At 47.7% G+C, this 22,605-nt stretch carries 21 protein-coding genes; 11 read left to right on the plus strand and 10 right to left on the minus strand.

Annotation, left to right across the window (positions count from 1 at the left end; translation table 11 throughout):
* Positions 1-162 precede the first annotated feature (162 nt).
* Positions 163-1,560 (plus strand): dihydrolipoyl dehydrogenase, encoded by a 1,398-nt coding sequence (gene lpdA, locus AAHB90_RS08875; protein ID WP_342084581.1) that lies wholly within the window; start codon positions 163-165, stop codon positions 1,558-1,560.
* A gap of 128 nt (positions 1,561-1,688) precedes the next feature.
* On the plus strand, positions 1,689-2,282 hold the full coding sequence (locus AAHB90_RS08880; protein WP_342084582.1) for a nucleotidyltransferase: 594 nt from the start codon (positions 1,689-1,691) through the stop codon (positions 2,280-2,282).
* 57 nt (positions 2,283-2,339) lie between these two features.
* Here AAHB90_RS08880 and AAHB90_RS08885 read toward each other — a convergent pair whose 3' ends face one another.
* Positions 2,340-3,338, minus strand: a complete 999-nt coding sequence (locus AAHB90_RS08885) for a polysaccharide deacetylase family protein (RefSeq protein WP_342084583.1) — start codon at positions 3,336-3,338, stop codon at positions 2,340-2,342.
* Between the two features lie 196 nt (positions 3,339-3,534).
* Between AAHB90_RS08885 and AAHB90_RS08890 the strand changes: the two genes are divergently transcribed.
* Entirely contained in the window at positions 3,535-4,515 is a 981-nt protein-coding gene (locus AAHB90_RS08890) for a hypothetical protein (RefSeq protein ID WP_342084584.1), read from the plus strand.
* Between the two features lie 66 nt (positions 4,516-4,581).
* On the plus strand, positions 4,582-5,025 hold the full coding sequence (locus tag AAHB90_RS08895; RefSeq protein ID WP_342084585.1) for an META domain-containing protein: 444 nt from the start codon (positions 4,582-4,584) through the stop codon (positions 5,023-5,025).
* Between the two features lie 3 nt (positions 5,026-5,028).
* Here AAHB90_RS08895 and AAHB90_RS08900 read toward each other — a convergent pair whose 3' ends face one another.
* The 3 genes from AAHB90_RS08900 to AAHB90_RS08910 are packed head-to-tail and all read right to left on the minus strand — an operon-like array spanning position 5,029 to position 7,728.
* Positions 5,029-6,006: a bifunctional heptose 7-phosphate kinase/heptose 1-phosphate adenyltransferase gene (locus AAHB90_RS08900; protein ID WP_342084586.1), complete on the minus strand. Its 978-nt coding sequence runs from the start codon at positions 6,004-6,006 to the stop codon at positions 5,029-5,031.
* A gap of 43 nt (positions 6,007-6,049) precedes the next feature.
* Complete coding sequence (locus AAHB90_RS08905) at positions 6,050-6,478, minus strand: GNAT family N-acetyltransferase (RefSeq protein ID WP_342084587.1); 429 nt, start codon at positions 6,476-6,478, stop codon at positions 6,050-6,052.
* On the minus strand, positions 6,475-7,728 hold the full coding sequence (locus tag AAHB90_RS08910; protein WP_342084588.1) for a bifunctional 3,4-dihydroxy-2-butanone-4-phosphate synthase/GTP cyclohydrolase II: 1,254 nt from the start codon (positions 7,726-7,728) through the stop codon (positions 6,475-6,477). The genes AAHB90_RS08905 and AAHB90_RS08910 overlap by 4 nt, the downstream gene beginning before the upstream one ends.
* Positions 7,729-7,910: 182 nt before the next feature.
* On the opposite strand from AAHB90_RS08910, the gene AAHB90_RS08915 reads away from it, so the two are divergent.
* The 4 genes from AAHB90_RS08915 (at position 7,911) to AAHB90_RS08930 (ending at position 13,438) form a co-directional block, all read left to right on the plus strand.
* Positions 7,911-9,890: a T9SS type B sorting domain-containing protein gene (locus AAHB90_RS08915; protein WP_342084589.1), complete on the plus strand. Its 1,980-nt coding sequence runs from the start codon at positions 7,911-7,913 to the stop codon at positions 9,888-9,890.
* Between the two features lie 186 nt (positions 9,891-10,076).
* The gene (locus tag AAHB90_RS08920) at positions 10,077-11,996 is read left to right on the plus strand and encodes a gliding motility-associated C-terminal domain-containing protein (RefSeq protein WP_342084590.1); all 1,920 of its coding nucleotides are present in this window, start codon (positions 10,077-10,079) and stop codon (positions 11,994-11,996) included.
* 55 nt (positions 11,997-12,051) lie between these two features.
* Positions 12,052-12,399, plus strand: coding sequence for a YbaB/EbfC family nucleoid-associated protein (locus tag AAHB90_RS08925; RefSeq protein WP_342084591.1), 348 nt, complete (start codon positions 12,052-12,054; stop codon positions 12,397-12,399).
* A 10-nt stretch (positions 12,400-12,409) separates the two neighbouring features.
* Positions 12,410-13,438, plus strand: a complete 1,029-nt coding sequence (locus AAHB90_RS08930; RefSeq protein WP_342084592.1) for a glycosyltransferase family 2 protein — start codon at positions 12,410-12,412, stop codon at positions 13,436-13,438.
* Here the strand turns inward: AAHB90_RS08930 and AAHB90_RS08935 are convergent.
* Positions 13,419-13,640, minus strand: coding sequence for a PspC domain-containing protein (locus tag AAHB90_RS08935; protein ID WP_342084593.1), 222 nt, complete (start codon positions 13,638-13,640; stop codon positions 13,419-13,421). The genes AAHB90_RS08930 and AAHB90_RS08935 overlap by 20 nt on opposite strands.
* A gap of 352 nt (positions 13,641-13,992) precedes the next feature.
* Here AAHB90_RS08935 and AAHB90_RS08940 point away from each other — a divergent pair, with 352 nt between their 5' ends.
* On the plus strand, positions 13,993-14,187 hold the full coding sequence (locus AAHB90_RS08940) for a cold-shock protein (RefSeq protein WP_015813455.1): 195 nt from the start codon (positions 13,993-13,995) through the stop codon (positions 14,185-14,187).
* Between the two features lie 63 nt (positions 14,188-14,250).
* On the opposite strand, the gene lysS is transcribed toward AAHB90_RS08940, so the two are convergent.
* Positions 14,251-15,966, minus strand: a complete 1,716-nt coding sequence (lysS, locus tag AAHB90_RS08945) for a lysine--tRNA ligase (RefSeq protein ID WP_342084594.1) — start codon at positions 15,964-15,966, stop codon at positions 14,251-14,253.
* 211 nt (positions 15,967-16,177) lie between these two features.
* On the opposite strand from lysS, the gene AAHB90_RS08950 reads away from it, so the two are divergent.
* Positions 16,178-18,673 (plus strand): AsmA-like C-terminal region-containing protein, encoded by a 2,496-nt coding sequence (locus AAHB90_RS08950; RefSeq protein WP_342084595.1) that lies wholly within the window; start codon positions 16,178-16,180, stop codon positions 18,671-18,673.
* Positions 18,674-18,676: 3 nt separating this feature from the next.
* Here the strand turns inward: AAHB90_RS08950 and AAHB90_RS08955 are convergent, their stop codons facing one another.
* On the minus strand, positions 18,677-19,387 hold the full coding sequence (locus tag AAHB90_RS08955) for a response regulator transcription factor (protein ID WP_342084596.1): 711 nt from the start codon (positions 19,385-19,387) through the stop codon (positions 18,677-18,679).
* A gap of 87 nt (positions 19,388-19,474) precedes the next feature.
* A complete protein-coding gene (locus AAHB90_RS08960; protein WP_342084597.1) occupies positions 19,475-20,284 on the minus strand; it encodes a hypothetical protein in 810 nt (269 codons plus the stop codon).
* Here AAHB90_RS08960 and AAHB90_RS08965 point away from each other — a divergent pair.
* On the plus strand, positions 20,283-21,497 hold the full coding sequence (locus AAHB90_RS08965) for an AI-2E family transporter (RefSeq protein WP_342084598.1): 1,215 nt from the start codon (positions 20,283-20,285) through the stop codon (positions 21,495-21,497). The genes AAHB90_RS08960 and AAHB90_RS08965 overlap by 2 nt on opposite strands.
* 9 nt (positions 21,498-21,506) lie before the next feature.
* Here AAHB90_RS08965 and AAHB90_RS08970 read toward each other — a convergent pair whose 3' ends face one another.
* Together AAHB90_RS08970 and AAHB90_RS08975 are read right to left on the minus strand one after the other, a co-directional pair.
* Positions 21,507-21,989, minus strand: coding sequence for a gliding motility lipoprotein GldH (locus AAHB90_RS08970; protein WP_342084599.1), 483 nt, complete (start codon positions 21,987-21,989; stop codon positions 21,507-21,509).
* A gap of 47 nt (positions 21,990-22,036) precedes the next feature.
* Positions 22,037-22,537, minus strand: a complete 501-nt coding sequence (locus tag AAHB90_RS08975) for a hypothetical protein (RefSeq protein ID WP_342084600.1) — start codon at positions 22,535-22,537, stop codon at positions 22,037-22,039.
* Positions 22,538-22,605 lie beyond the last annotated feature (68 nt).

Genomic DNA, 22,605 nt, shown 5'->3' on the forward strand with positions numbered 1-22,605 from the left:
CCGATTACAACAGGAGCTATCTTCCGCAAAGGTAGAACAATTCGCAACAATGGTCTGTTTCACTTAAATAGGGCGCATTGCAGATGTAGGCATTCTGGCAAATCGTCTTAACTTTGCGTCAAAATTTTGTCAACCCATTTCGTACAATAAAAATACCGGAAAATGGCTCAAACATATGATGTGATTGTAATTGGTAGCGGCCCCGGGGGTTATCCCGCAGCCATTCGTGCTTCCCAATTAGGACTTAAAGTTGCTATTGTTGAAAAAGAAAGCTTAGGAGGAATTTGCCTTAACTGGGGCTGTATCCCAACGAAAGCGTTGCTGAAAAGTGCTCAGGTTTTCGAGTACATCAAGCATTCAAAAGATTACGGTATTAATGTAAGCGAATCTTCGGCCGATTTTGGTGCGGTGATCAAACGCAGCCGCGGTGTGGCCGATACGATGAGCAAAGGGGTGTCGTTCCTGATGAAAAAGAACAAGATCGACGTTCTCATGGGTACCGGTAAGGTGAAAGGTCAGAAAACGGTTGAAGTAACTGATAAGGATGGCAAAAAGACCGATTACAGCGCTTCCAAAGGTGTAATCATCGCAACCGGCGCACGTGCACGCGAGTTGCCGAACATCAAGCTCGACGGTGAGAAAATCATCGAATACCGCAAGGCGATGAGCCTCGAAAAACAGCCGGCTTCCATGCTGGTAATCGGCTCGGGCGCGATCGGAATGGAGTTTGCTTATGTCTATAACTCAATGGGAACCAAGGTTATCGTCGTGGAATTCCTCCCTAATCTGGTTCCGGTTGAAGACGAAGAGATTTCAAAGGAGATCGCGAAGCAATACAAAAAGATCGGTATCGAAACTTTGGTGAACTCTTCGGTTGAGAAAGTGGATACCAGCGGCAAAGGCTGCAAAGTGTATGTTAAAACGCCGGATGGTGAGAAAACTTTCGAAGTTGATGTAGTGCTTTCAGCAGCAGGTATTATTTCAAATATCGAAAATATCGGTCTGGAAGAAACGGGCATCAAAACCGAAAAAGGCAAAATCGTCGTGAACGAATGGTACGAAACCAGCGTACCTGGCTTCTACGCGATCGGCGACTGCGTTCCTGGCCAGGCATTAGCGCACGTAGCAACAGCGGAAGGTATTATCTGCGCAGAGAAAATCGCCGGACACAAAACCGAAGCATTGGATTACGGAAACATCCCGGGCTGTACTTATTGCCAGCCTGAAATTGCATCGGTAGGTTATACCGAGAAAAAGGCGAAAGAGGCAGGTTACGATATCAAAGTGGGTAAATTCCCATTCAAAGCATCCGGTAAAGCGGTAGGAGCGGGCGTTACCGACGGTTTTGTAAAAGTAATTTTCGACGCGAAATACGGCGAGTTCCTAGGAGCCCACATGATCGGAGCGAACGTAACTGAAATGATCGCCGAGGTAGTAGTAGCCCGCAAGCTGGAAACGACTTCCCACGAGATCATGCGCGCCATCCACCCGCACCCAACCATGTCGGAAGCATTGAAAGGTGCTACTGAGGCGGCTTACGGCGAGGCGATCGATTTGTAAAATGGACTTCGGCTTTCGGCTTTCGAAATATCATAGTAGCAATGCCCGGGAGATTTTCCGGGCATTGCTGTTTTTTGGGAGTTTGTTTTTTTGGGATTAATTTTAATAAAATACTGCTCAACATTCCTATGTCTGCCAGCGCGATCATCAAGCAACATTCCGATAATCTCGACGCGTTTATTCGCCTGAATGGCGTTGCAGGCAAGCTTTACCGTTCGAATCCAGCACACAAAGACAAGCATTCGATGGACATTAGCAGCGAGGATGTTTTACAGCTATTGAAAAGCCTGAATCTGCATCAGGTCAAGTATCTTCTGGTAGGGGGAATGGCAGGTGTAGTTCACGGGCATATCCGCACAACCCTGGATATGGACCTCTGGATAGGTAATAATCACCAGAATACAGAGGCCTTTGTAAAGGCGTTGCTCGAAAATGATGTCATAGGGGCCGAACTTTTAAGAACAATGCCCCTGATTTTCGGCTGGACCTCAGTCCGTTTCGGAAAATCAGGGTTTGAGCTCGATTTAGGACATTCGTTAAAAGCATTTACCGAAAGTGATTTTGACGCTTGCTACGAGAGAGGCCTGGTTGCCGACTACGATGGAGTACCATTTCGGGTAATTCACCTGCGTGATCTCATTACTGAGAAAAAAGCAACTGCCAGAAAGAAAGATTTGGCCGATGTGGAAGAGTTACAGCGTATTTGGGAAGAACAAAATTAACCGCGATCTCAGCCCGAAACGCCGACCGCCAAAAGCCGACGGCCGACCGCCAAAGCCCTACTTTACCTTCTGCCGACGTTGCATCGCCTCCCGCCAGGTTGTCAGAACAATCCCTTCCTTCTCGATATACTTCTTCAATTCCGGGTCGATCATGGCCAGGAAATCACCTTCGCGGGTGGGCCAGGAGTCGGAGATTTGCGGAAACACTTCGGTGTGGATCGTGCAATGCATGATCACCATCGTCAGGCCGGGTTTCAGTTTTCCGAGCGCCTCGATGTATTTGGCCGTTTTGTATTTCTGTAACGCTTTTTCCGATTTATCGCCGTTTTCGGTGCCTTTCCAGCCATAGCTACTGTTTTCCAGGTCATCCAGTACGGGTAATCCAGCTGCCCAGAGTTGTTTGCCTACCTGCTGGGTCATTTCAAACTGCTTGTCAATCATCTTTTCTTCCCCACGAATGGCGGTATTGTGCCCGCCGGGGAACATTACGGGGATCTTTTCCTGCATTCCTACTTTCAAATATCTTTCCAAAAACTCGGGTTTCGCGAAGAGCGTACCCATATGCGAATCGAGGTGCGTAGGCTCGAACCCCATAGTGCGTGCGCGTTCGAGCTGCGCGCGTATTTCCGTTTCCACTTCATCCGGAGACGCGTTTTTTACCACATCTGCCACACTTCGCCACAGTGCCCCCTCGGTGTCGGTGAGACCTTTTACCTGGTTTTTACCTGCGAGCGGGCCCCAGCGGTAATCCTTCCATTCCGAGGTCATCGTCAAATGCAGGCCCGCGTCCATATCCTTATTTTCTTTCCAATAATGCACAAAACCCGGCACCCAGCCGCACGGCATCATCACGCTCAACGAGTTGGCAACGCCCTCACGGATCGCTTTGATAGCGCCCTGATTGGATTCGTAGGACATGCCCACATCGTCGACGTGGATAATGAGCACCTTTTTGCCTTTGGGATAGCCGAGTTTTTCGGCGTAGGTGGGCTCGGTGGTTTGGGCGGAAGCGATCGTAGAAATGGCTGCCAGGATCGGAAGGAACAAATTTTTCATAAATGGCTGTTGATTTTAAGGGCTTGAATAGCTGGTTATTAGTACTTGCAGAATGCAAATTAGTACTACCCTGTTAATGTATTCAGTTTTGACTAAAAAAGTGTGAAGCAAATGTTTTCCCAAATAACAGAAGCACAATAGCCCAATCCTTTTCGCGTTATTTGCCAACATTTTAACGCATCCCCTAACTCCCTGCATGGCTAACTCGCGCAACCTGTTAACCTGTCTGCTACTGTGCCTGATCATTCCTGCACATGCCCAGCACTTTTCCCTCAGCCGCCTCTTTTACCCGAATCTGACGCTCAAAGCGGATTATACTGTGCCTTCGAGCCTCGACGGGACACGGGATTACGGCTTTTCGAGGACTGGCTTTTTTGGGATCATACCCTTGCAGAGCGAGGTGCAGCTTGGTTACAGTCTTCGCAAAAAGTTTGATCTGAGGGCCGTTCACACGGTTGCCATTGCGCAGTATACCCAGATCCAGCCGACTTTCGATGGTAAGAATGATCCATCCAACGGTTATAAAACATTATCGCTCGGTGTGATCCGGTTGCAGGCAAGTATCAAGGACCGGCTTTGGGTTTATGGTGGGGGATTGGGGATGACGGAGAGTAATGAGACGTTTTTCAGCCCGCAGCCATTTTTCTGGGGTGGTGCGGCGCGAATGCACATTCTCGGGCTCCGTACCCAATTTATGTACGGTTCGGTACTCGCTTATAACCAGAAGTTGCGGTTCATTCCGGTGTTTGGTGTAAATAAAGGATTGGGCAAACACTGGCGCGTTTCCGCATTGCTGCCGTTCATGGTGAATGCGAATTATAAGGCTACTAAATGGTTTAATGTCGATTTTCTGGCCGGGTTGAGTGGTTATAGCGGCGGTTTCCAGGTGCAAACGCCGGAGGAAAAAGCATTGCGGCGTGAAAATTACCGTCAGATCAAATCCGGTGTTGCGGCCAATGTGCACCTGTTTTCGGTGCTGAATGTGTCGGTGGAAGCGGGTGTAACGACATTCCGGCAATTACGCACATTTAACAGCGCCCGTGAAAACCTTACTTCTTACACGCCCGCGACCACGCCTTACATAGGGGCGAGCGTGCGCTACATCACGAGCCGGTCCAGGCTTTCGTCGAAATTCATGCGGCGGATGAGCCTGGGGGAGGGTGGTATTAATTGGTAAGTTTCCGGACGAAATATTTGTAAATTGGCCCGACAACAGTACTTCATTCACTTAACGAACAGCGTTATGAGGACTTTCGGGATTATTTTACTTGCATTTCTGATCGGATTTGTCGCTTGTAAAGGAAGTAAGACAACGAAAGCCATGCAAACGGGCACGTCTGAAAAAGCGAGACTGGAAGGGGAATGGGAGCTGAATTACATAATGCTTCCGGGAAGTTCCTTCGAAGAAATTTACAAGGAAAAGAAGCCATTCATCAAATTTGACCTCATTGAGCAAAAGTTCAGCGGCAATACAAGCTGCAATTCCTTTGCGGGAAAACTCAAAACGGATGGGTCTAAGATCGACTTTACTGAGCCTTTCATGATGACCAAAATGTTTTGCCCCGGAGAAGGGGAAAACAAGTTTGTGGAAACACTCAAAAAAGTGACGAGTTATTCGGTGAGTGAGGGAAATACGTTGAACTTCATTTCCGGGGACATTGGCGTTATGCGTTTCACCCGGAAGTAAGCGCTAAATGAGCCTCTTTGCTTCCGACTTCAACAGATTTTTGTCGATGGGGACCACGCCTACCATTTCACACACCAGCCCGCCTCCAAGATTAGAAATAGCAGCGACACTTTTCGGTGGAAGGCCCAACGCTACGCAGCAGGCAGCAATACTGATAACAGTGTCGCCCGCGCCGGAAACGTCAGCGATCTGACGGATGTGTGCTGGAAGCTTGTGCGTTTCTTCATTTAAATCAATGAAAACACCTCTTTCCGACAAGGTGATCAATGCGCCTTTGGCTTGAAGCGTATCTTTTAAATGCTGGACAGTGGCTTTGAGTTCTTCCAGGTTATCCACATTAAAATCCACCTTTAAACCTTCTCGAAGCTCTTTCAGGTTGGGTTTAAAAAGTGTGACGTGGTTATAGGCAAGGAAATTGCGCTTTTTCGGGTCTACAACAGTCGGTACATTGTTCGCATTGGCAAATGCGGTGATCTCGGCAATGCATTCCGGCGTCAGCACGCCTTTGTCGTAATCTTCAAAGACAATGACCTGGCACGAAGGGATCAATTCCTTGGCTTTCGCGACCAGTTTATCGGTTTCAGCTTTTGAAACCGGCTTGTCGGTCTCAGTATCAATGCGTACAACCTGCTGTGAGCCGGCGATAATCCGTTCCTTGATCGTGGTAATGCGATGTTCACTGCGGATCAGGCCTTCGCAGTTCAATCCTTTTTCTTTCAGGCTATTCTCCAAAAGGTCGCCAGGGCTATCGGTGCCAATTACTGAGCATATGATGGCTTCTGCTCCAAGTGATTGCACGTTCAGCAGTACATTGCCTGCGCCGCCCAGCCGGTACTCCCTTTTTTGAACGTTGACCACCGGAACAGGCGCTTCCGGAGATATTCTTTCAACTTTTCCCCAAACATAGGAATCGAGCATCACATCGCCGATTACCAGTACACGAAGGGTATTAAATGCTTCAAAAACCTGATCGATTGTCATGTAGTTATGTGCTAAAAATTGCCGGCAAATCTGCTATAAAAAATCAGACCTTGGCAACGAAATGCAGGCTGGCAACCTGAAATCTTTTATTGAGATAAAGCCTGTGCGCGTCTGTTCGGGCGGCATTTACACCTGAGTCGAGATGGATTTCGTTAAAGCCTTCCTTCCGGGCATATTCTGCGATCCAGTCGAGCAGCATTCCTGCATAACCCTTGCCACGTTGCGTCGGCAAAGTCGAAAGATCGTCGATGTAGATGTATTTTCCACGAAAAAGATTGTAACCGGTTTCAAAAACGGCAACTGCGGCGGCATCCGGACTGCCATCTTCGATGAAAATGATTTGCCGGTTATCTGCGAGGGTTTGTCTGACGGCTTCGGTATAAATGTCGTCGGTCAGCAATGGCCGCAGCGCCTGGATGGCGCCACGGCATTTGAGGATATCGGCGTCGTTTCGGACGGTTTCGATCGTCATAATCCTTTGTTATGTCCTACGATAGTCAGATTATTCAGGTTGTGCCCCATTTTGTCACGCTTCGTGAGCAGGTATTTCTCGTTATACGGGTTGGCCGGGATTTCGATCCCTACCGAATCCACGATTTCGAGGCCATAACCGATCAGTCCGGCGCGCTTTTTCGGGTTGTTGGTAATGAGCTTGATTTTGGTCAGTTCCAGGTCGCGAAGAATCTGTGCGCCCACGCCATAGTCCCGGTCGTCCATCGGAAAACCCAGTTCAAGGTTGGCTTCCACGGTATCGCGGCCCATTTCCTGCAATTTATAAGCTCTTAATTTATTCAAAAGACCAATTCCCCGGCCTTCCTGGTTCATGTATACTATCACTCCTTTACCTGCCTGGTCTACCATTTCCATGGCCGCGTGCAGTTGAGGACCGCAGTCGCAGCGGCAGGAACCGAAAATGTCTCCTGTAACGCATGACGAGTGTACGCGCACGAGCACGGGCTCGTCTTTTTCCCAGGTACCTTTTACCAATGCAAGGTGCAGGTCGCCAGTATTGATCTGGCGATAGGCGATCAGGTCGAAATGGCCCCATTTGGTAGGCATATCTACCCCGATCTCACGTTTGATCAACGATTCTTCGCGAAGGCGATATTCGATCAGGTCTTTGATGCTGACCAGTTTCAGATTGAAGCGGTTTGCGATCTCGCGCAACTGAGGCAGGCGCGCCATTGAACCGTCTTCATTCAGAATTTCAACCAAAACGCCTGCCGGGGATAAACCTGCCAGACGCGGGAAGTCGATTGCCGCTTCGGTGTGGCCGGTGCGGCGAAGCACGCCACCTCTTTTAGCTTTCAATGGGAAAATATGTCCCGGGCGGCCGAGGTCTGTGGGCTTGGTGTCTTTGCTGACAAGTGCCTGGATCGTTTTCGAGCGGTCGCTGGCCGAGATACCGGTAGTACAGCCATGGCCAAGCAAGTCGACGGAAACGGTGAATGCAGTTTCGTGCAGGGCGGTATTGTTGCCCACCATCATTTCGAGTTCAAGTTCGGCGCAACGCTCTTCGGTAATGGGCACGCAGATGAGCCCGCGGCCTTCCCTCGCCATAAAATTGACTATTTCCGGCGTTACCAGTTCGGCAGCGCAGATAAAATCACCTTCATTTTCACGGTCCTCGTCATCTACAACGATGATAAGCTCCCCTCTTTTGATTGCTTCGATGGCATCTTCAATAGAGTCCAGCGCAATCGGGTTCGTATTGTTACTCATTAATCGGGTTAATGAAAAAATAGTTTTAAACTAAAACTCGTTTTTACTCTGCAAAGGTACGTTGATAATGTCGAAAGTTCTATTTTTGAACGCCCGTTACAAGTTGAACAAAGGATTTGCATGATCCGTTTCAACGAAGCAATCCGCACAAGCGTACCTTGCGGGAACCTACTTTACTCACTATGAAACATAAGCTACTGATCGTATTTCTTCTGGGCATTTTTTCGCTTGTTAATCAGGAAGTTTCGGGTCAGGGCGCTAATGCGAGGACGGAAGCTACGCAAAGTTTTTGCGGCAGTACGGGAGCATTTACTGTAACGCCGGAGGTCGGTTGTGCGCCGATGACGGTCAATGTAAAAAACCTCGTGCCGAAACCTGAGAGCCTTACTTATGCTTTCCGTTTCGACCGTAATCAGAATTCCGCACCCAATATCAGCGAAACAACACAGGATTCCACCTTTAAATACGAGGAGCCTGGTGTGTATACGATCCTCCAATACGGCAGTGTTAAGGATGTCGGTGGGTTTACCATGTGCAAAGATGTGACGGTAAAGGAAACCCGGAATCCAAAAGGAGAACTGATAACTTGTCCAAGTGGCAAGGTAAGGGTTACGCTTGGAGACGATCCGGTGACTAAAGCCTATGATATGGTGACGATCAACTGGGGTGACGGGAAGACACAGAATGTTAATCTGAAGACAAATACCACGGCTTTTTTTGAGCATACCTATGCATCGGGCAACAACCTGCCGGCCATTACATTGAAAGGCTCCTACACCAACGGCGTGTGCAGTGCGGAATCCAATACAACCACGCTGACTGCCGGTGCCCCGCAGTCGCTTGCTGCTATCCGCATCAGAAGTGTTGAAATGCCCACAAGCGGAGATGCGAAGATTATGTACGATGGCATGGAAGGCATTGAAACGAAAGTCTACATCGCCAGGGGAAACGAAGACTTCATTTATACCAACCAAAGCGGGCAGACAGCAGGCACTCAGTCTGCGACGGTGCGCCTGCTGGATCCGAAAGTAGTCTACCGGTTTCAGCTCTGGTCGACGGACATTTGCGGTAATGTCGTTAAAAGTCCGATCGTAAGCAGCCTTGCGATCAGGCAAGGGAGCTTATCACTCGACGAAATCATTTCGCTTGAATGGGAAAACCAGCCCAATACCAACGGCCTGATAGAGTACCAGCTGAAACGGAACGGCGCCGTGGTTTTCACTACTTCGGACAACCTTTCGTATGAGGATACGGACGTTAAATGCGGCAATACTTATCAATATGAAATCGTCGCCATCGTCGAAAACGACGTTCGCTCCTATTCGGCGCCCATCAGTCTGGAACCTAAAACTTCGGCACCGGGCGATATTACCAATGCATTGGTCACGGTTAAGGACAACAGTACCATCGGGACCAAAGTAGAGCTTTCGGGGGAAGGACTCACCGGTTCTTATAATCTGATCGTGGAGCGGGCATTGCTGGGAAGCTCGAATTTCGAGATCGTTTCGCCTGCCAATAACCAGAGTTTACAGTGGGACGATACGAATGTAAACACATCGCAGAACTCCTATTGCTACCGTTTCCAATATGAGAACGCGTGCAAAATGAAGTCACCATCTTTTAGCGCACCGGTTTGTTCGATTTTGCTAAGTACCAACACGCCGGATATCGTCTGGAACCCCGATCCACCGTTCATCAGCACGATTGAAACTTATAATTTGCAGCAGGTCGATCAGGACGGAAATGTGGTCAATGAAACATCCAAAGGGCTTTCTACCAACCATACACTCGACCTTGCGTCCCAATCGGAGTTCGGTTACCGGATTGAAGCGAGATCGTCGGACGGTAATTTTACGAGTTTGTCAAATCTTCTGAATTTCAGGAGTGAAGCAATCCTCCTCGTTCCCGACGCATTCACGCCAAACGGCGACGCGTACAATGAGCGTTTCGAGGTGAAGGCTTATTTTGTCAAGGACTTCAAAATGTCGGTTTTCAGCCGCTGGGGAGAAGTGATTTACCACTCCGACGATATCGCGGAAGGCTGGGACGGAAACGTTAAAACCGGCAAGGCGCCGGGTGGTTATTATCTCTATAAGATTGAAGTGACTACCGCCACTGGCGAGACCGTGGTCAAAAATGGGAGCTTTCTCCTAATAAGATAGGATTTTTTTAATACAATGTCCTCCCGGATAATACTTTTTTAATATGCCCGTTTAATAGTTACGCAAAATTACCACCCCTAAATAGCTTATTTTTGCTATTGCGTTTTTGAATTCGTTACGATTCCGGAAACTTATTGTTCTATCTATCGTCTTTGAAAAAAGGTCGGGGTTAAATATGCCACACTTATGAGAATAACACTACTATCGTTCTCCTTCTTCATTCTTTTATTTTCAACGCTGAACACGTACGGCCAGAACAGGTGTAGAATTGGCGGGGGAGACTTTACTATTAACACAACCGAAGGATGTGCGCCTCTATATGTTGAATGGAAGAACAATGTCCCAAATTACACATTTGTTAGTTACGACTTGATTTATGGTGGTGGAGAGCCAACTTTAACATCCAGAACTAGCTATACTTACCCGCAGGCGGGATCAGCTACATTATTGCAATATGGTGTTACGAAGAGCGGAGAAGAATTTTCCAAGTGTGTTTCGATAAAGATATACGAATCGAGAGCTGTTACCACGCAATATTCTTCGTGCGGCGGCGGTAAAATTGTTATGTCCTTTACTGACGATGCAATATTGAAAGCGTACGATGAAATCGAGATAAAATGGGGCGACGGGGAAACGATTAAGTGGCAAAAAGGGAATCCTCTTATTTTCGAACATAGCTACACAAATGTAGCAACGCCTCCAACGGTTTCGATAACCGGTTTGTATTCGGGCGGCAAAGCCTGTTCCAAAGGTGTCACCTACAATCTGCCTATCAAATTTGAACGCCCACAACTGAATGAAATTCAGATGACGGCCGTGGAAATGCGTAATGATGGGACAATCCGCCTTACATACAAAGGCGTGGCGGGTATTCCGACCAACATCCAGTACAGTACGGATGGTTCGACTTATACTACATCCGGAAAACGCTTGACCGGCGGTACCCAACCATACGACATCAAAGGACTTAACAAGGACCAGACGTACAAAGTGAGGCTTTCATCAGAAGACCTTTGCCAAGGTTCCACCGAAACACAACCACTCGCAACAATGACACTTTCCGGTGCCAGTATAGATGGTGCGAATACTCTGAAATGGAGCCAATATGCCGATGCCTCGCAGTTTGAGGGTTATGATCTGCTTCGTGATGGGACAATCATCAAAAGCTTCACAGCTATTGGCGAAACAACGTTTACGGATCAGGATGTAGAATGCGGAACCTTCGTTGAATATCAAGTCGTTGCGAGATTGAAAACGGCAACTTCCACATCGGCGGCTTTTGGAATCAAAGTCGAGACAGGCAGCGCCAAGCCGCTTACCGGCGGTTCGGTTTCGGTTCTGGACAAAAGCAGTGTTGTCATCAAGGCCGATGTGCCGGGTGCAGGGCCCAACACGTCTTACGAGCTATCCATCGAACGTGCGGAAGCGGGTAGTACGCTTTTCAAGAAGATCATTACTTTGTATAATGAGAATTCCTATGTTGACAACAACGCCAAAACAGACGAGCTATCCTACTGCTACCGCATGAGCTACGAAAACTCCTGTGGCCAGAAGGTGCCCGTGTCGGAGCCGATTTGTACGATACTTTTGAAAAAGAACCTGACAACGCTCAACTGGACTGCCGATAGCCCGATCCTGGGTGGTTTTGATGAATATAATGTCGTTCAAACAGGATCTGCCGGGTCTTCTGAGGATATTCCGGTGCAGAAAAATACGAGTTACACGGTGAAGCTTAACAGTCAGAGCGACCTGGAATATAATTTCCTGATAAAGGCCGTCTCCCCGGATGGCGATTTCGAGAGTTTGTCGAACGTCATTAACTATCGACGGAGTGCAGGGGTGTTCGTCCCTGATGCATTTACCCCGAATGGCGACGGCTTCAACGATATTCTGGAAGCGAAATCTGAACAGTTACAGTCATTTGACATGTCGGTGATGAACCGCTGGGGCGTGGTTGTTTTTCATTCCGACGACATTGCAAAAGGCTGGGACGGGACGGTCGAGGGGACTAATGCACCTGTCGGCTATTACTATTACAAGATGACTTTCGTCGACGACATCAATCAAACTGTTGAAAAAAGCGGTACTTTTATGCTTTTACGGTGAGGAACTATTTCCGTAAAGTAAGGTTTTTGAAGTTTTAAACTTAATAAGTACAGCTATGTTTGGAAATATGGCGGACATGATGGGCCTCATGGGCAAAATGAAGGACCTTCAGTCGCGTATGAAAGAAGCACAGGAGCAGTTAGTTTACATTACCGAAACTGCCGAATCGGGTGGAGGAATGGTGAAGGCCACTGTCGATGGGAAAAGAAAGCTGCTCAGCCTGGATATTGATAAGGACATTATCAATGCCGATGATAAGGAAATGATGCAAGACCTCATTGTTGCGGCTGTCAACAAAGCCAATGAGAATATCGAATCCAAAATTCAACAACATCTGCAAAAGGTAACGGATGGGGTGCTTCCCAATATTCCAGGGCTGGATTTGGGCGGTTTTATGAAATAACCGAATACCAATGACTCCCTCTGTTGCGATTGTAATCCTGAATTATAACGGTCAGCATTATCTCGAAAAATTCCTTCCAAAAGTCATCGAGTACTCTGGAAATCATGCCATCTGGATTGCCGATAACGCTTCAACAGATCAGTCTCTCGACTGGCTGAATACGCATTACCCTGAGCTTAATACGCTCAGGATCAATCATAATAAAGGTTATGCGGGAGGCTATAACGACGCGCTGCGCCGCATTCAGGCCGACTACTACATTCTGCTAAACTCGGATATCGAGGTTACCGAAAACTGGATCGCCCCGGTGATTGCATTCATGGAGTCGGACCCGCTCATTGCGGCGTGCCAACCAAAAATACGCGCATACGACCTGCCTACGCACTTCGAGTACGCGGGCGCGGCGGGAGGTTATATGGATTACCTCGGTTACCCATTCTGCCGCGGCCGCATTTTCGATACCCGGGAGGAAGATTTTGGTCAGTATGACGATGAAAAGGATGTGTTTTGGGCCACAGGCGCCTGTCTGTTCATAAAGTCTTCGGCATTCCATGCGGCATCGGGCTTCGACGAGCGATTTTTCGCGCATATGGAGGAGATCGATCTTTGCTGGCGGCTGCTCAATATGCGTTACCGGATTACCTATTGCGGAAAATCGACGGTTTATCACGTTGGCGGGGGCACTCTGCACAAATCGAACCCTAAGAAGACGTTTCTGAACTACCGCAATAACCTGATCATGCTTTACAAAAACCTACCCAAAGGCCGGAGATGGAAAACGGTCCTCATCAGGTTAGTACTCGACGGTATTTCCAGCGTGCGGTTTATGGCAACAGGCGCATGGCCCGACGTATTGGCCATCGTAAGGGCACATTTTGCCTTCTACGCGATGATACCGGAGCTAACGCGGAAGACGCAACGAACCCGGTACAGGGCACCGCTTTATTACAGAAGTGTCGTTTGGGAATATTTTGTGCTTGGAAAACACAAATTCGGGAAGCTTACCGGTATTGATCCTATTAAAGCTCCCAGATCGTAGGGCTGTTGTGCCGGCGCCAGTGCTGGTGTAGTTCCATCCAGAAAGCCAGCACCAGGTACAGGATAATCGGCGAGCCGAAAGTCATGAAAGTGGCATAAATAAAGTATCTCCGGATGCTGCTAGCCGGGAAATTGAGCTTTTCCCCCAGTTCCGCACAAACTCCAAATATTTGGTTTTCAACGAAGTACCTAAACTTGCTCATACCTGGTTTTTGATAATTGCCTCATAATTAGCGATTTTCGCCGGAATATGCAATTCTGCTGTGTGAAATTTGCTTTAAATGAGCCAAAAAGGCAAAATACCGCTTGCTCGTTAAATTTTCAAATTCTTTAATCAAATAAATTGTTTTACAAACAATTTTTGTTTCTTTGTGATTGAAGATTTTGTAAGTAGTTCATTATAATCAAGATGTCTTCGAGAGAATTTCCAAAATTTCTTTTGCTAATGCGTTGAGCCTCCCTCAATTATTTGGTGGAGCCATTTCGACTTTTAACTGAAACGCCTACATATCTTCTGTATTTTCACCTTATTTCAATTTTTTTATTTCAACTATTATGCCAACAGGTACTGTAAAATTTTTCAATGAAGCTAAGGGATACGGCTTCATCGTGGAAGACGACACAAAAAAGGACATTTTTGTCCATGTGACAGGATTGGGAGGACTTACTATCCGTGAAAATGACCAAGTAGAATACGAAGTCGTTGAAGGTAAAAAAGGACTTAACGCTGTGCAGGTAAAAAAGATATAATTGTATTTTTTTTGCAAGAGAAATTAAAAATGCCGCTCACTAGCGGCATTTTTAATTTATAAGCTATTCCACCCAGGACTTCACATCGTCCAGGAGCGGCATTTTCTCATCTATTTTGAGTTTCTTGCGCATCCCGCCCAAATCGTTGAAGATCTTGTTCGCATTTGCACTTTTCAGCTGCTCGATTGTCAGGATGTTCATCTTTTGCAATGCCGGTATCCACACCGCAGGAACGCCCGCAGTGACGTAATCCGACTCTTTCGCGATCTCCGCTTTCTTTTCCGGACGCATTTGCGGGAAGAAAATCACTTCCTGGATACTCACATTGTTGGTCAGCAGCATAGTAAGGCGGTCGATACCGATACCGATACCCGCGGTTGGAGGCATACCATATTCCAATGAGCGGATAAAGTCATCGTCCATCTCCATCGCTTCGTCGTCGCCCTTTTCTTTCAGGCGCAGCTGATCTTCAAAACGCTCTTTCTGTTCAATCGGATCGTTGAGCTCGGAATAGGCGTTGGCGATCTCTCTTCCATTCACGAACAGCTCGAAACGCTCCACCATGCCTTTTTTAGTGCGGTGCTTTTTCGTCAGCGGCGACATTTCAACCGGGTGGTCGATGATGAAAGTTGGCTGGATAATGTTCGACTCTACTTTCTCTCCGAAAATTTCGTCGATCAGCTTGCCTTTACCCATACTTTCATTCACTTCCATTCCCCACGCACGGCACTGTTCGCGGATCGCTACCTCGTCAAGCGTCTCTACGTCGAGGCCAGTATATTGCTTGATGGCGTCGGTAATGCTCAGTCTCGGGTAGGGGCCGGCAAAATCCAGTTCGACCTCGCCGAATTTCGCCTTGGTAGTGCCATTGACGGCCAGCGCCACTTTTTCGAGCACTTCCTCGGTCATATTCATCATCCAGAGGTAATCCTTATAAGCCACATAAAGCTCTACGGTTGTAAACTCCGGGTTGTGGGTGCGGTCCATCCCTTCGTTCCGGAACAGCTTGCCGAATTCATAAACCCCTTCAAATCCGCCTACAATGAGGCGTTTCAAATGCAGTTCCGTCGCGATGCGCAGGTACAAGCCCAGGTCGAGCGCGTTATGGTGTGTCGTGAACGGGCGTGCCGCCGCGCCCCCGTGAATAGATTGCAACACCGGTGTTTCAACTTCCAGCCAGCTATTTGCATCGAAATAGGAGCGCATGGTAGTGATAATGCGCGCACGTTTGATGAATATGTCGCGAACCTCTGGGTTCACGATCAGGTCTACGTAACGCTGACGGTAACGGAGCTCGGGATCGGTAAAGCCATCGTGCACATTTCCGTCTTCATCGCGCTTCACAACCGGCAGCGGCCGCAGCGATTTGTTCAATATCTTAAACTCCTGCACGTGCACGGAGATTTCACCCGTTTGTGTCGTGAAAACAAACCCGGTCACGGCAATAATATCGCCGATATCGAGCAGCTTCTTGAAAACGGTATTATACAAGGTCTTGTCCTCACCGGGGCAAAGGTCGTCGCGGCGGAAGTAGAGCTGGATACGCCCCGTGGCATCCTGGAACTCGGCAAATGCAGCGCTTCCCATAATGCGGAAGCCCATCAGCCGGCCGGCCATCGTCACGTGTTTATAGTCGATCTTGTTGTTTTCGTAGTTTTTAAGAATGTCGGCCGCGTAGGCATTTACGACAAATTCTTCCGCAGGATAAGGCTCAATGCCCATTCGCATGAGTTCCTCGCGTTTTTGACGGCGCAGTATTTCCTGTTCGCTCAGTAGCATCTTACAGCAATGGATTGGTAAATGGAATCAGGTATTCCAAAAGAGTGCGCAAAACTACTACATTTTGTCCTGAATAACGAGTGAGGAAACCGGTAAGATGCGGTAATGGCCGGTAGAACATTATTTCTGGCACGCTATTAATGTCTTCCTTATATTGTAAATCGGAGCGAACTGTTCCTCTTTCATCAGCAGCGCTAAACCTGTTCGTTTCATGTTTCAAAGAGTCTTGAAAATCATCGGTATCGTCGCTCTGGTTGGTGCGCTGCTGTTCGGAGCTGTGGAGTTCTGGGTTTATAAGAACAGGGAAAAGCTATTCAGAAGTGCCCAGGAGACGATCAACGAAAACCTTAACGGAAACCTTGAAATAGGGGATTTCAAATTCAGGCCTTTCTACGGAGGTTTTGGGCTGAACTTTACATTATATGATGTAAAACTGACCGACACGCTTTATAACGTTCACCATAAACCGTTTCTTCAGGCAGGGAAAATTCATGTCGCGCTGGATCTGAAACGTATTTTTTCAGGGAATGTTCAGATTAAAAATCTGGTATTGGAAGATGGCGGCATTAAAATGTTCGTCCAGCGGGACGGTTATTCCAATTCCTCAATTTTTAAATCCGCCGACCAAAAGAAAGACAAGTCTACAAAAAAGGACGCCGACGACATTATCAAAAAACTGGGCAATATACGCTTTGTGAACTTTGCCCTCGCTTATTCCGACTCGGTGAAAGAGAAATATTACGGCGCGCTTTTCCATGACGTCACCAACATCATTGAGCGGACCGATTCCAGCACGAATGCCAGTTTTACGGGCGCCGTACTATTCAATGGATTGACTTTCAGGGTTGATAAGGGAGCTTTTCTGAAGAATCAGGAAACGACACTGGCATTGACGCTGGGTTATGACGATGATGAAAAACGGCTGAAAATCTATCCTTCCACTCTGGAAAGTATTACACATGACAGGATCGGTATCAATGGTGTTTTCGACTTTTCGGATACGATTAAAATATTCCACCTTAATTTCGATGCGAAAGGCATAGCTGTTAAGAATGCATTACCATTGCTGAATCAGCGGCTGCAAAAGCAGATCGATTCGATCGGGATTCAGACGAATGTGGATACGCAGGTCAAAGTGGCCGGGATATTGGGCCGGCCGGGGCTCAAACCGCAGGTCGATGTGCATTTTGAAACCGATACTTTCCGGTATAATCTCCCGGTGGGCGTGTTGCGGAAAATGAGGGCTTCCGGTACGTTCACCAATCGCGCCGACACGACAAAGCTGGCGGATGTGTTCAATTCCAGGCTGATAGCTCCCAAGATCACGGGCTTTTTCGAGACCATCCCATTCGCATTCAAACTGGTTGTGAATAACTTCCGGAACCCAAGGGCCGATATCGATGGCCGCATCGAAGCCGATTCCACCAATATGGGCGCGTTGCTGGACCCAGCGCGTTACCGTTTCAAGCACGGCTCAGCCCGTATCGACTTCCATTTCAGCGGCAATCTGAGGAAGTTCTACAATGCCAAAAACGACAATTTCGATGGTAAGGTGACGGGTAAGGTCATGCTTAAAAACATCGCCATGGACTACCTGCCGCAAAACGTCAGGGTCAGCAGGGTTAACGGAGACCTTACTTTCAACGAAAAAGTGATGGTGCTGCCAAATCTTCGTTTTCATGATGGCCAGAATATGCTTTACGTCCGCGGAACGCTACTCGATCTGATACCTTACCTTTTTGGCTCACCCAAACCGCTGCGTGCCAATGTCGACATTAACATTCCCGAATGGCAGCTCAACTGGCTCGAAACATTGCTCGCGGCCAGGGGTACCACGAGATCGAAATCCAAAAAACCGCTGAAACTTTCAGAATTGCTCGACGATGCGATTGACAAAATGGAGATCGTCGCAAAACTCGACGCCAAAAAGGTAAAGTACCGGCATTTTACCGGGCGGGATGTGAAAGGTCAATTTACGATCAGCCACAATACGGTAAGTATCGAATATTTTCAGTTGAAAGCCTTTGGCGGAGGACATGTACGGATTTCCGGGGAAATGGATAATGCTGGTAAAATGCCGCATATGGCTGTCAGGGGAAAGATCGTAAATGCGGATGTACATTCCGTTTTTTACTCATTCGACGATTTCGGGCAAAAAACACTTACACACGAGAACCTGAAAGGCATCCTGAATACCGATTTCAGCTTTGAGTCGACCCTTAACAACAATGTGAAGCTGGTGCCTTCGAGTATGAAAGGCTTGTTGAGAGTCGATTTGACAAATGCCTATATTATTAATTTCGAGCCGTTTATGAAAATGAAAAAGCTCATTTTTAAAAGACGGAATTTTGAAAGGGTTAAGTTCGCCCCGATTCGAAACGATTTCAAACTCACCGGGCAGGAGATAGAAATTGCGCCGATGGAAATTGAATCCAACGTGCTCACCCTCTACATCGACGGCATTTACAGTTTCGGCAATAAAACCGATATCAACATCCAAATTCCGCTCAGTAATCTTAAAAAGCGTGATTCGACCTACGTATTAGACCCTAATAATCCCGAAAAGAAGGATGGCTCGAAAATATTCCTCAGGGCGATCGATGAAAATGGAGAGGTCAATATCAAACTCGCCTTCCGCAGAAAGAAGAAGGACAAGTTCAAAAGCGACGAGTCTGAGGTCAAAAAGCTGGAAGATATTGAGCGATGACGGTCAGTCCCGCTCGTTGCTGAACATGTAGCCCACTCCCTTCAAAGTTTTGATATAGCTGTCGCCAAGCTTTTCGCGCAATTTGCGGATGTGCACGTCGACGGTCCTTTCGAGCACGTAAATATCTGCTCCCCAGATTTTTTGCAAAAGCTCATCGCGGCTGAAAACCTTATTGGGCGTTTGCGCAAGGAAAAACAACAATTCAAATTCCTTTTTAGGTAGAACAGTCGATTTCTCGCCACCCTGGGTCACCGTATAGTTCTTCCGGTTGATCGACAAATCAAGGATTTCGATCGTATCGCCCGACTCCGCTTTTTGCGCTTCACGGCGGAACAATGCATTAATGCGGCTCATCAATGCACGCGGCTTGATAGGCTTCGTAATATAGTCGTCGGCACCCACTTCAAACGCCGCAACTTCCGAATATTCTTCCGAACGGGCGGTGAGAAAGAGGATATAGGTGTTTTTGATGTCAGGGTTTTGACGGAGGATCCTGCCGGTTTCGATGCCGTCGAGTTGCGGCATCATAATGTCAAGGAGGATGAGGTCGGGTATGAATGCCTTGGCAATGTCGATAGCCTTCCTACCGTTGGAAGCCGTCAATACCGAATAGCCTTCCTTGGTTAAGTTATATTCTAAAAGTTCAACTATATCGGAATCGTCGTCAACTACCAGTACTTTCGGAGCCGAGTTTGCAGATTTGGCGGTGCTCATTGTTTTGATGATTAAAACGCGATTCGAAATTAGCGGATGTGATGTTCACATTACATGAGGAAATCTAATGTTAACACAAATATAACATCATCGAAAAGTAGTTCGATAGATGCCGCCCTGTTCATTGGTTATCAGCATATCGGTATTGTTCAAAAATTCGATCGCCTCGGTTTGCTTCCTTGAAAAGCGAAAACAAGCCATTGGCTTACTGAAATCGATGTTGTCACCGGCTGTTTCGAATAGCAATACTTTCCCATAAGTCAGCAGTGCGAATGTTTTACCGTCCGGGCTGATGGCCGCCGACGTAACCTGAGCGTCGATGCGGATGCTATCCGAGGCTGAAATAGTATGGTCGCCTATTTCAGCAGGCAGACGATACAGTTTCACCCATTTGTTCTTGCCCCAGTTTTTCGAAAAAAGATACAAACTTCCCCGGTGATAAAAAAAAGACTCGCAATCGGGAGGTGCCGTCCGGTAACGGAAAGTAATATGTCCGGAGCTGTTGCTTTCCGGATTGAAGCGATAAACATCGAAAGTGCTGCGCTGGGCCGTGTTATTGCCAAAGTCGCCAATGTAAAGGTTGCCCTCATTGTCGCGCGTCAGATCTTCCCAATCGGTGTTTTTTGCGTTGGGAACGGCTTTTGTATCGAGCAATTTACCGCTAAGGTCGAAAAGGTAAAGTTCCGGTTTGCCGCCACTGTCGTTGTGGGTCCAGAATGTCCCGGGCTGTGTTCCTTTCGCCAATCCCGAACTTTCCGACACTACCGCAGGAAGCTTTCCTATTTTGCTATTTTTGTAATGCGCTTTAACTTTCTTGAAATCATTTGTTCTGTGATCCGGCTGACAGGTACAGAACACCGTTTTGACCGCTAACCACAGATATATCAACTTGTTCATGAATTCAACGTTGCGTCCTCTTCCAAACAAAGATAGGGAAACCCCCGTGTACTTAAAGCTCGCCAGTTCCCTGGTTGCGCTCATTGCGACGGTATACATCCTCTACGTTCTCCGCGAGACGATCATCCCGCTCGCATTTTCGATTTTGCTCGCGATCCTGCTGCACCCTGTCTGCGCATGGCTGGAAGTGCGGAAAGTACCGCGTGTGGGCGCCATCCTTTTGAGTATTCTCGCGCTTTTTACGGTGATTGTGATTCTCGTGTACGTTGTTTCGGTGCAGATAGGCAGCTTCGCGGAAGAACTTCCGCGCATTACCGAAAAAGCGGAGGCAATCCTCGACCAGACGTTGACAATGGGCGAGCGCTATTTGAATATCAGCCGGACCCAGCAGGTAAGCGAAGCCAAAAAGTACCTGATCAACGCGTTAAGCGAAGGCCGTGCCGTGCTGCTTAACACGCTTGTAACAACTACCGGCGCGATTTCCACATTTGTGCTGATCCCGCTGTACATATTCTTTTTTCTGCTCTATCGCGATTTTTTCAGGATGTTTGTTCACAAGGCAGTCCGCAGCGTACCGAATGAAGAACTGAACTTGCTGCTGAAAAAAATCTATGAAGTAATTCAGAGTTATCTTTCGGGCTTGTTCCTCGTGATCCTCATTGTGGGCGTGCTGAATAGCGTTGGTTTGCTGATCCTGGGTGTTCCGCATGCAATATTTTTCGGCTTCCTGGCAGGTTTTCTGATATTAATCCCCTACATCGGAATTTTGATTGGCTCGATATTGCCGGCCCTGTTGAGCATTGTTACTATGGATTCGCCCTGGTATGCGGTAGGAGTAATCGGCATTATGAGCTTCGTGCAGTTCCTGGAAGGCAATTTTATTACCCCGCACATTGTGGGGTCGAAAGTGAGCGTCAACCCTTTGGCAGCTATTGTTGCATTGTTTCTCGGTGGCCAGCTCTGGGGACTTTCCGGGTTGATCTTAGCGCTGCCGGTTACCGCAATACTGAAAGTGATTATGGACACGGTCCCGAGCCTCGAACCTTACGGATTTCTTTTGGGAGAGCCTGTGCATGAGGTAGCGGAAGAAAAGGCCGATATGGCGAGAGAGCAAGGTGTTGTGAAAGAATTCAAGAAAAAGCCTTATCGCCGGAACCGCAACAGGCCGAAAAAGAAGCCTGAAGGCGAAGTTCCTCCCACCCCGGCTGTGTAAGCCGTTCTGTTATTCTTTTACAGGAACCTTCTCCACGCTGACGCCCACGCTGATAATAAATGGCAGGGGGTTCTGGCGCATGGATTGTGAAATGGTAAAAGTGTAAGTTCCCGAACGCGGGAAGCGGTAGTTTTTCAGGAAAGGGATTTTGTGGTCAAACAAATCGCCCAGACCGTGGCCGTAAGGCTTGCCGCTGACTTCATTTGAAATAAAAACTTCTTCCAGCGTGGTCGAAATGACCTTTCCGTCGGGACCGGTGAAGTTCCGGGTAATGTAAAGGTTATGGTAAGGGTACTGAAGCGCATTCCTCAACACATAATACAGGTTGTAAGCCTGAGTTGTATCGGTGATCTCAACTTTGAAGGAGGGCCTGTCTTTAATATACCAGAGCCCGTCATCAATGTCCTCGTGGGCCTTATAGACGACGTTTTTATCACAACCTGATAAAAGGGATACAAAAAAGACGACGACGGCCAGCCGGAAGAACTTCATGAAAGACTCTGATATGTTGAATTGCAAAAGTACCTGTTTATCATTCTTTATAAACTGGTTTGTTCCGTAAAATAACGGTTCAGCCACGAATTGGAAGCCGGAATTTTCCACCTGTTCATCCATTGGGCCTTTGTGGCCACCTGGTTATCGAAAATCGTCGTGTTAGGCAGGATCGTCTCGTTAATGACGGCTTGCTTGATCTTCGGTACGGGGATTGTCTGCACGTGGCCATTGTCGTCGAGAAAAGCCAGCGAGCGGTCGAAGAAATCGATGTTCATCCGTTGCCCGATTTCCTGCAACCAATGCACCGATTTGTCGATCGAACAACCACTTGGCAGCTCGTCACGCTCGTCTACGGCGATGACGATGAAACGGTGTTCAAATATTTTCCCGGACGCTGTAAGCGGTTTTCCATGTGCTTCCCAGGTATCGAGTGAAGCTTTCAAAGTTTCGGTGATAATCCCTGTTTCCTGGGGCGTCAGCTCCCGGTTGGCCTGATAAACCCATACCCGGGCTTGAAAATCGATATCACTAAAAGGAATATACATGATTAAAAAGGGTTAAATGCGGTCAAACGGTTTACCGTATTGGTAATCTAAAACAACCGTGCTAACGG

The organism is Dyadobacter sp. OTU695 (assembly GCF_038440355.1).
In the GTDB taxonomy this organism is placed as follows: domain Bacteria; phylum Bacteroidota; class Bacteroidia; order Cytophagales; family Spirosomataceae; genus Dyadobacter.

Bases quoted from the DNA above. Each gene is read 5' to 3' on its own strand.
- AAHB90_RS08900 (WP_342084586.1), bottom strand. From the start codon at position 6,006: ATGACAATCGATCAGGTTTTTGAAGCATTTAATACCCTTCGTGTACTG.
- lysS (WP_342084594.1), bottom strand. From the start codon at position 15,966: ATGCTACTGAGCGAACAGGAAATACTGCGCCGTCAAAAACGCGAGGAA.
- AAHB90_RS08890 (WP_342084584.1), top strand. From the start codon at position 3,535: ATGGCTAACTCGCGCAACCTGTTAACCTGTCTGCTACTGTGCCTGATC.
- AAHB90_RS08935 (WP_342084593.1), bottom strand. From the start codon at position 13,640: ATGAGCAAGTTTAGGTACTTCGTTGAAAACCAAATATTTGGAGTTTGT.
- AAHB90_RS08970 (WP_342084599.1), bottom strand. From the start codon at position 21,989: ATGAAGTTCTTCCGGCTGGCCGTCGTCGTCTTTTTTGTATCCCTTTTA.
- AAHB90_RS08940 (WP_015813455.1), top strand. From the start codon at position 13,993: ATGCCAACAGGTACTGTAAAATTTTTCAATGAAGCTAAGGGATACGGC.
- AAHB90_RS08930 (WP_342084592.1), top strand. From the start codon at position 12,410: ATGACTCCCTCTGTTGCGATTGTAATCCTGAATTATAACGGTCAGCAT.
- AAHB90_RS08895 (WP_342084585.1), top strand. From the start codon at position 4,582: ATGAGGACTTTCGGGATTATTTTACTTGCATTTCTGATCGGATTTGTC.
- AAHB90_RS08965 (WP_342084598.1), top strand. From the start codon at position 20,283: ATGAATTCAACGTTGCGTCCTCTTCCAAACAAAGATAGGGAAACCCCC.
- AAHB90_RS08880 (WP_342084582.1), top strand. From the start codon at position 1,689: ATGTCTGCCAGCGCGATCATCAAGCAACATTCCGATAATCTCGACGCG.
- AAHB90_RS08915 (WP_342084589.1), top strand. From the start codon at position 7,911: ATGAAACATAAGCTACTGATCGTATTTCTTCTGGGCATTTTTTCGCTT.
- AAHB90_RS08925 (WP_342084591.1), top strand. From the start codon at position 12,052: ATGTTTGGAAATATGGCGGACATGATGGGCCTCATGGGCAAAATGAAG.
- AAHB90_RS08885 (WP_342084583.1), bottom strand. From the start codon at position 3,338: ATGAAAAATTTGTTCCTTCCGATCCTGGCAGCCATTTCTACGATCGCT.
- AAHB90_RS08975 (WP_342084600.1), bottom strand. From the start codon at position 22,537: ATGTATATTCCTTTTAGTGATATCGATTTTCAAGCCCGGGTATGGGTT.
- lpdA (WP_342084581.1), top strand. From the start codon at position 163: ATGGCTCAAACATATGATGTGATTGTAATTGGTAGCGGCCCCGGGGGT.
- AAHB90_RS08950 (WP_342084595.1), top strand. From the start codon at position 16,178: ATGTTTCAAAGAGTCTTGAAAATCATCGGTATCGTCGCTCTGGTTGGT.
- AAHB90_RS08920 (WP_342084590.1), top strand. From the start codon at position 10,077: ATGAGAATAACACTACTATCGTTCTCCTTCTTCATTCTTTTATTTTCA.
- AAHB90_RS08955 (WP_342084596.1), bottom strand. From the start codon at position 19,387: ATGAGCACCGCCAAATCTGCAAACTCGGCTCCGAAAGTACTGGTAGTT.
- AAHB90_RS08910 (WP_342084588.1), bottom strand. From the start codon at position 7,728: ATGAGTAACAATACGAACCCGATTGCGCTGGACTCTATTGAAGATGCC.
- AAHB90_RS08905 (WP_342084587.1), bottom strand. From the start codon at position 6,478: ATGACGATCGAAACCGTCCGAAACGACGCCGATATCCTCAAATGCCGT.
- AAHB90_RS08960 (WP_342084597.1), bottom strand. From the start codon at position 20,284: ATGAACAAGTTGATATATCTGTGGTTAGCGGTCAAAACGGTGTTCTGT.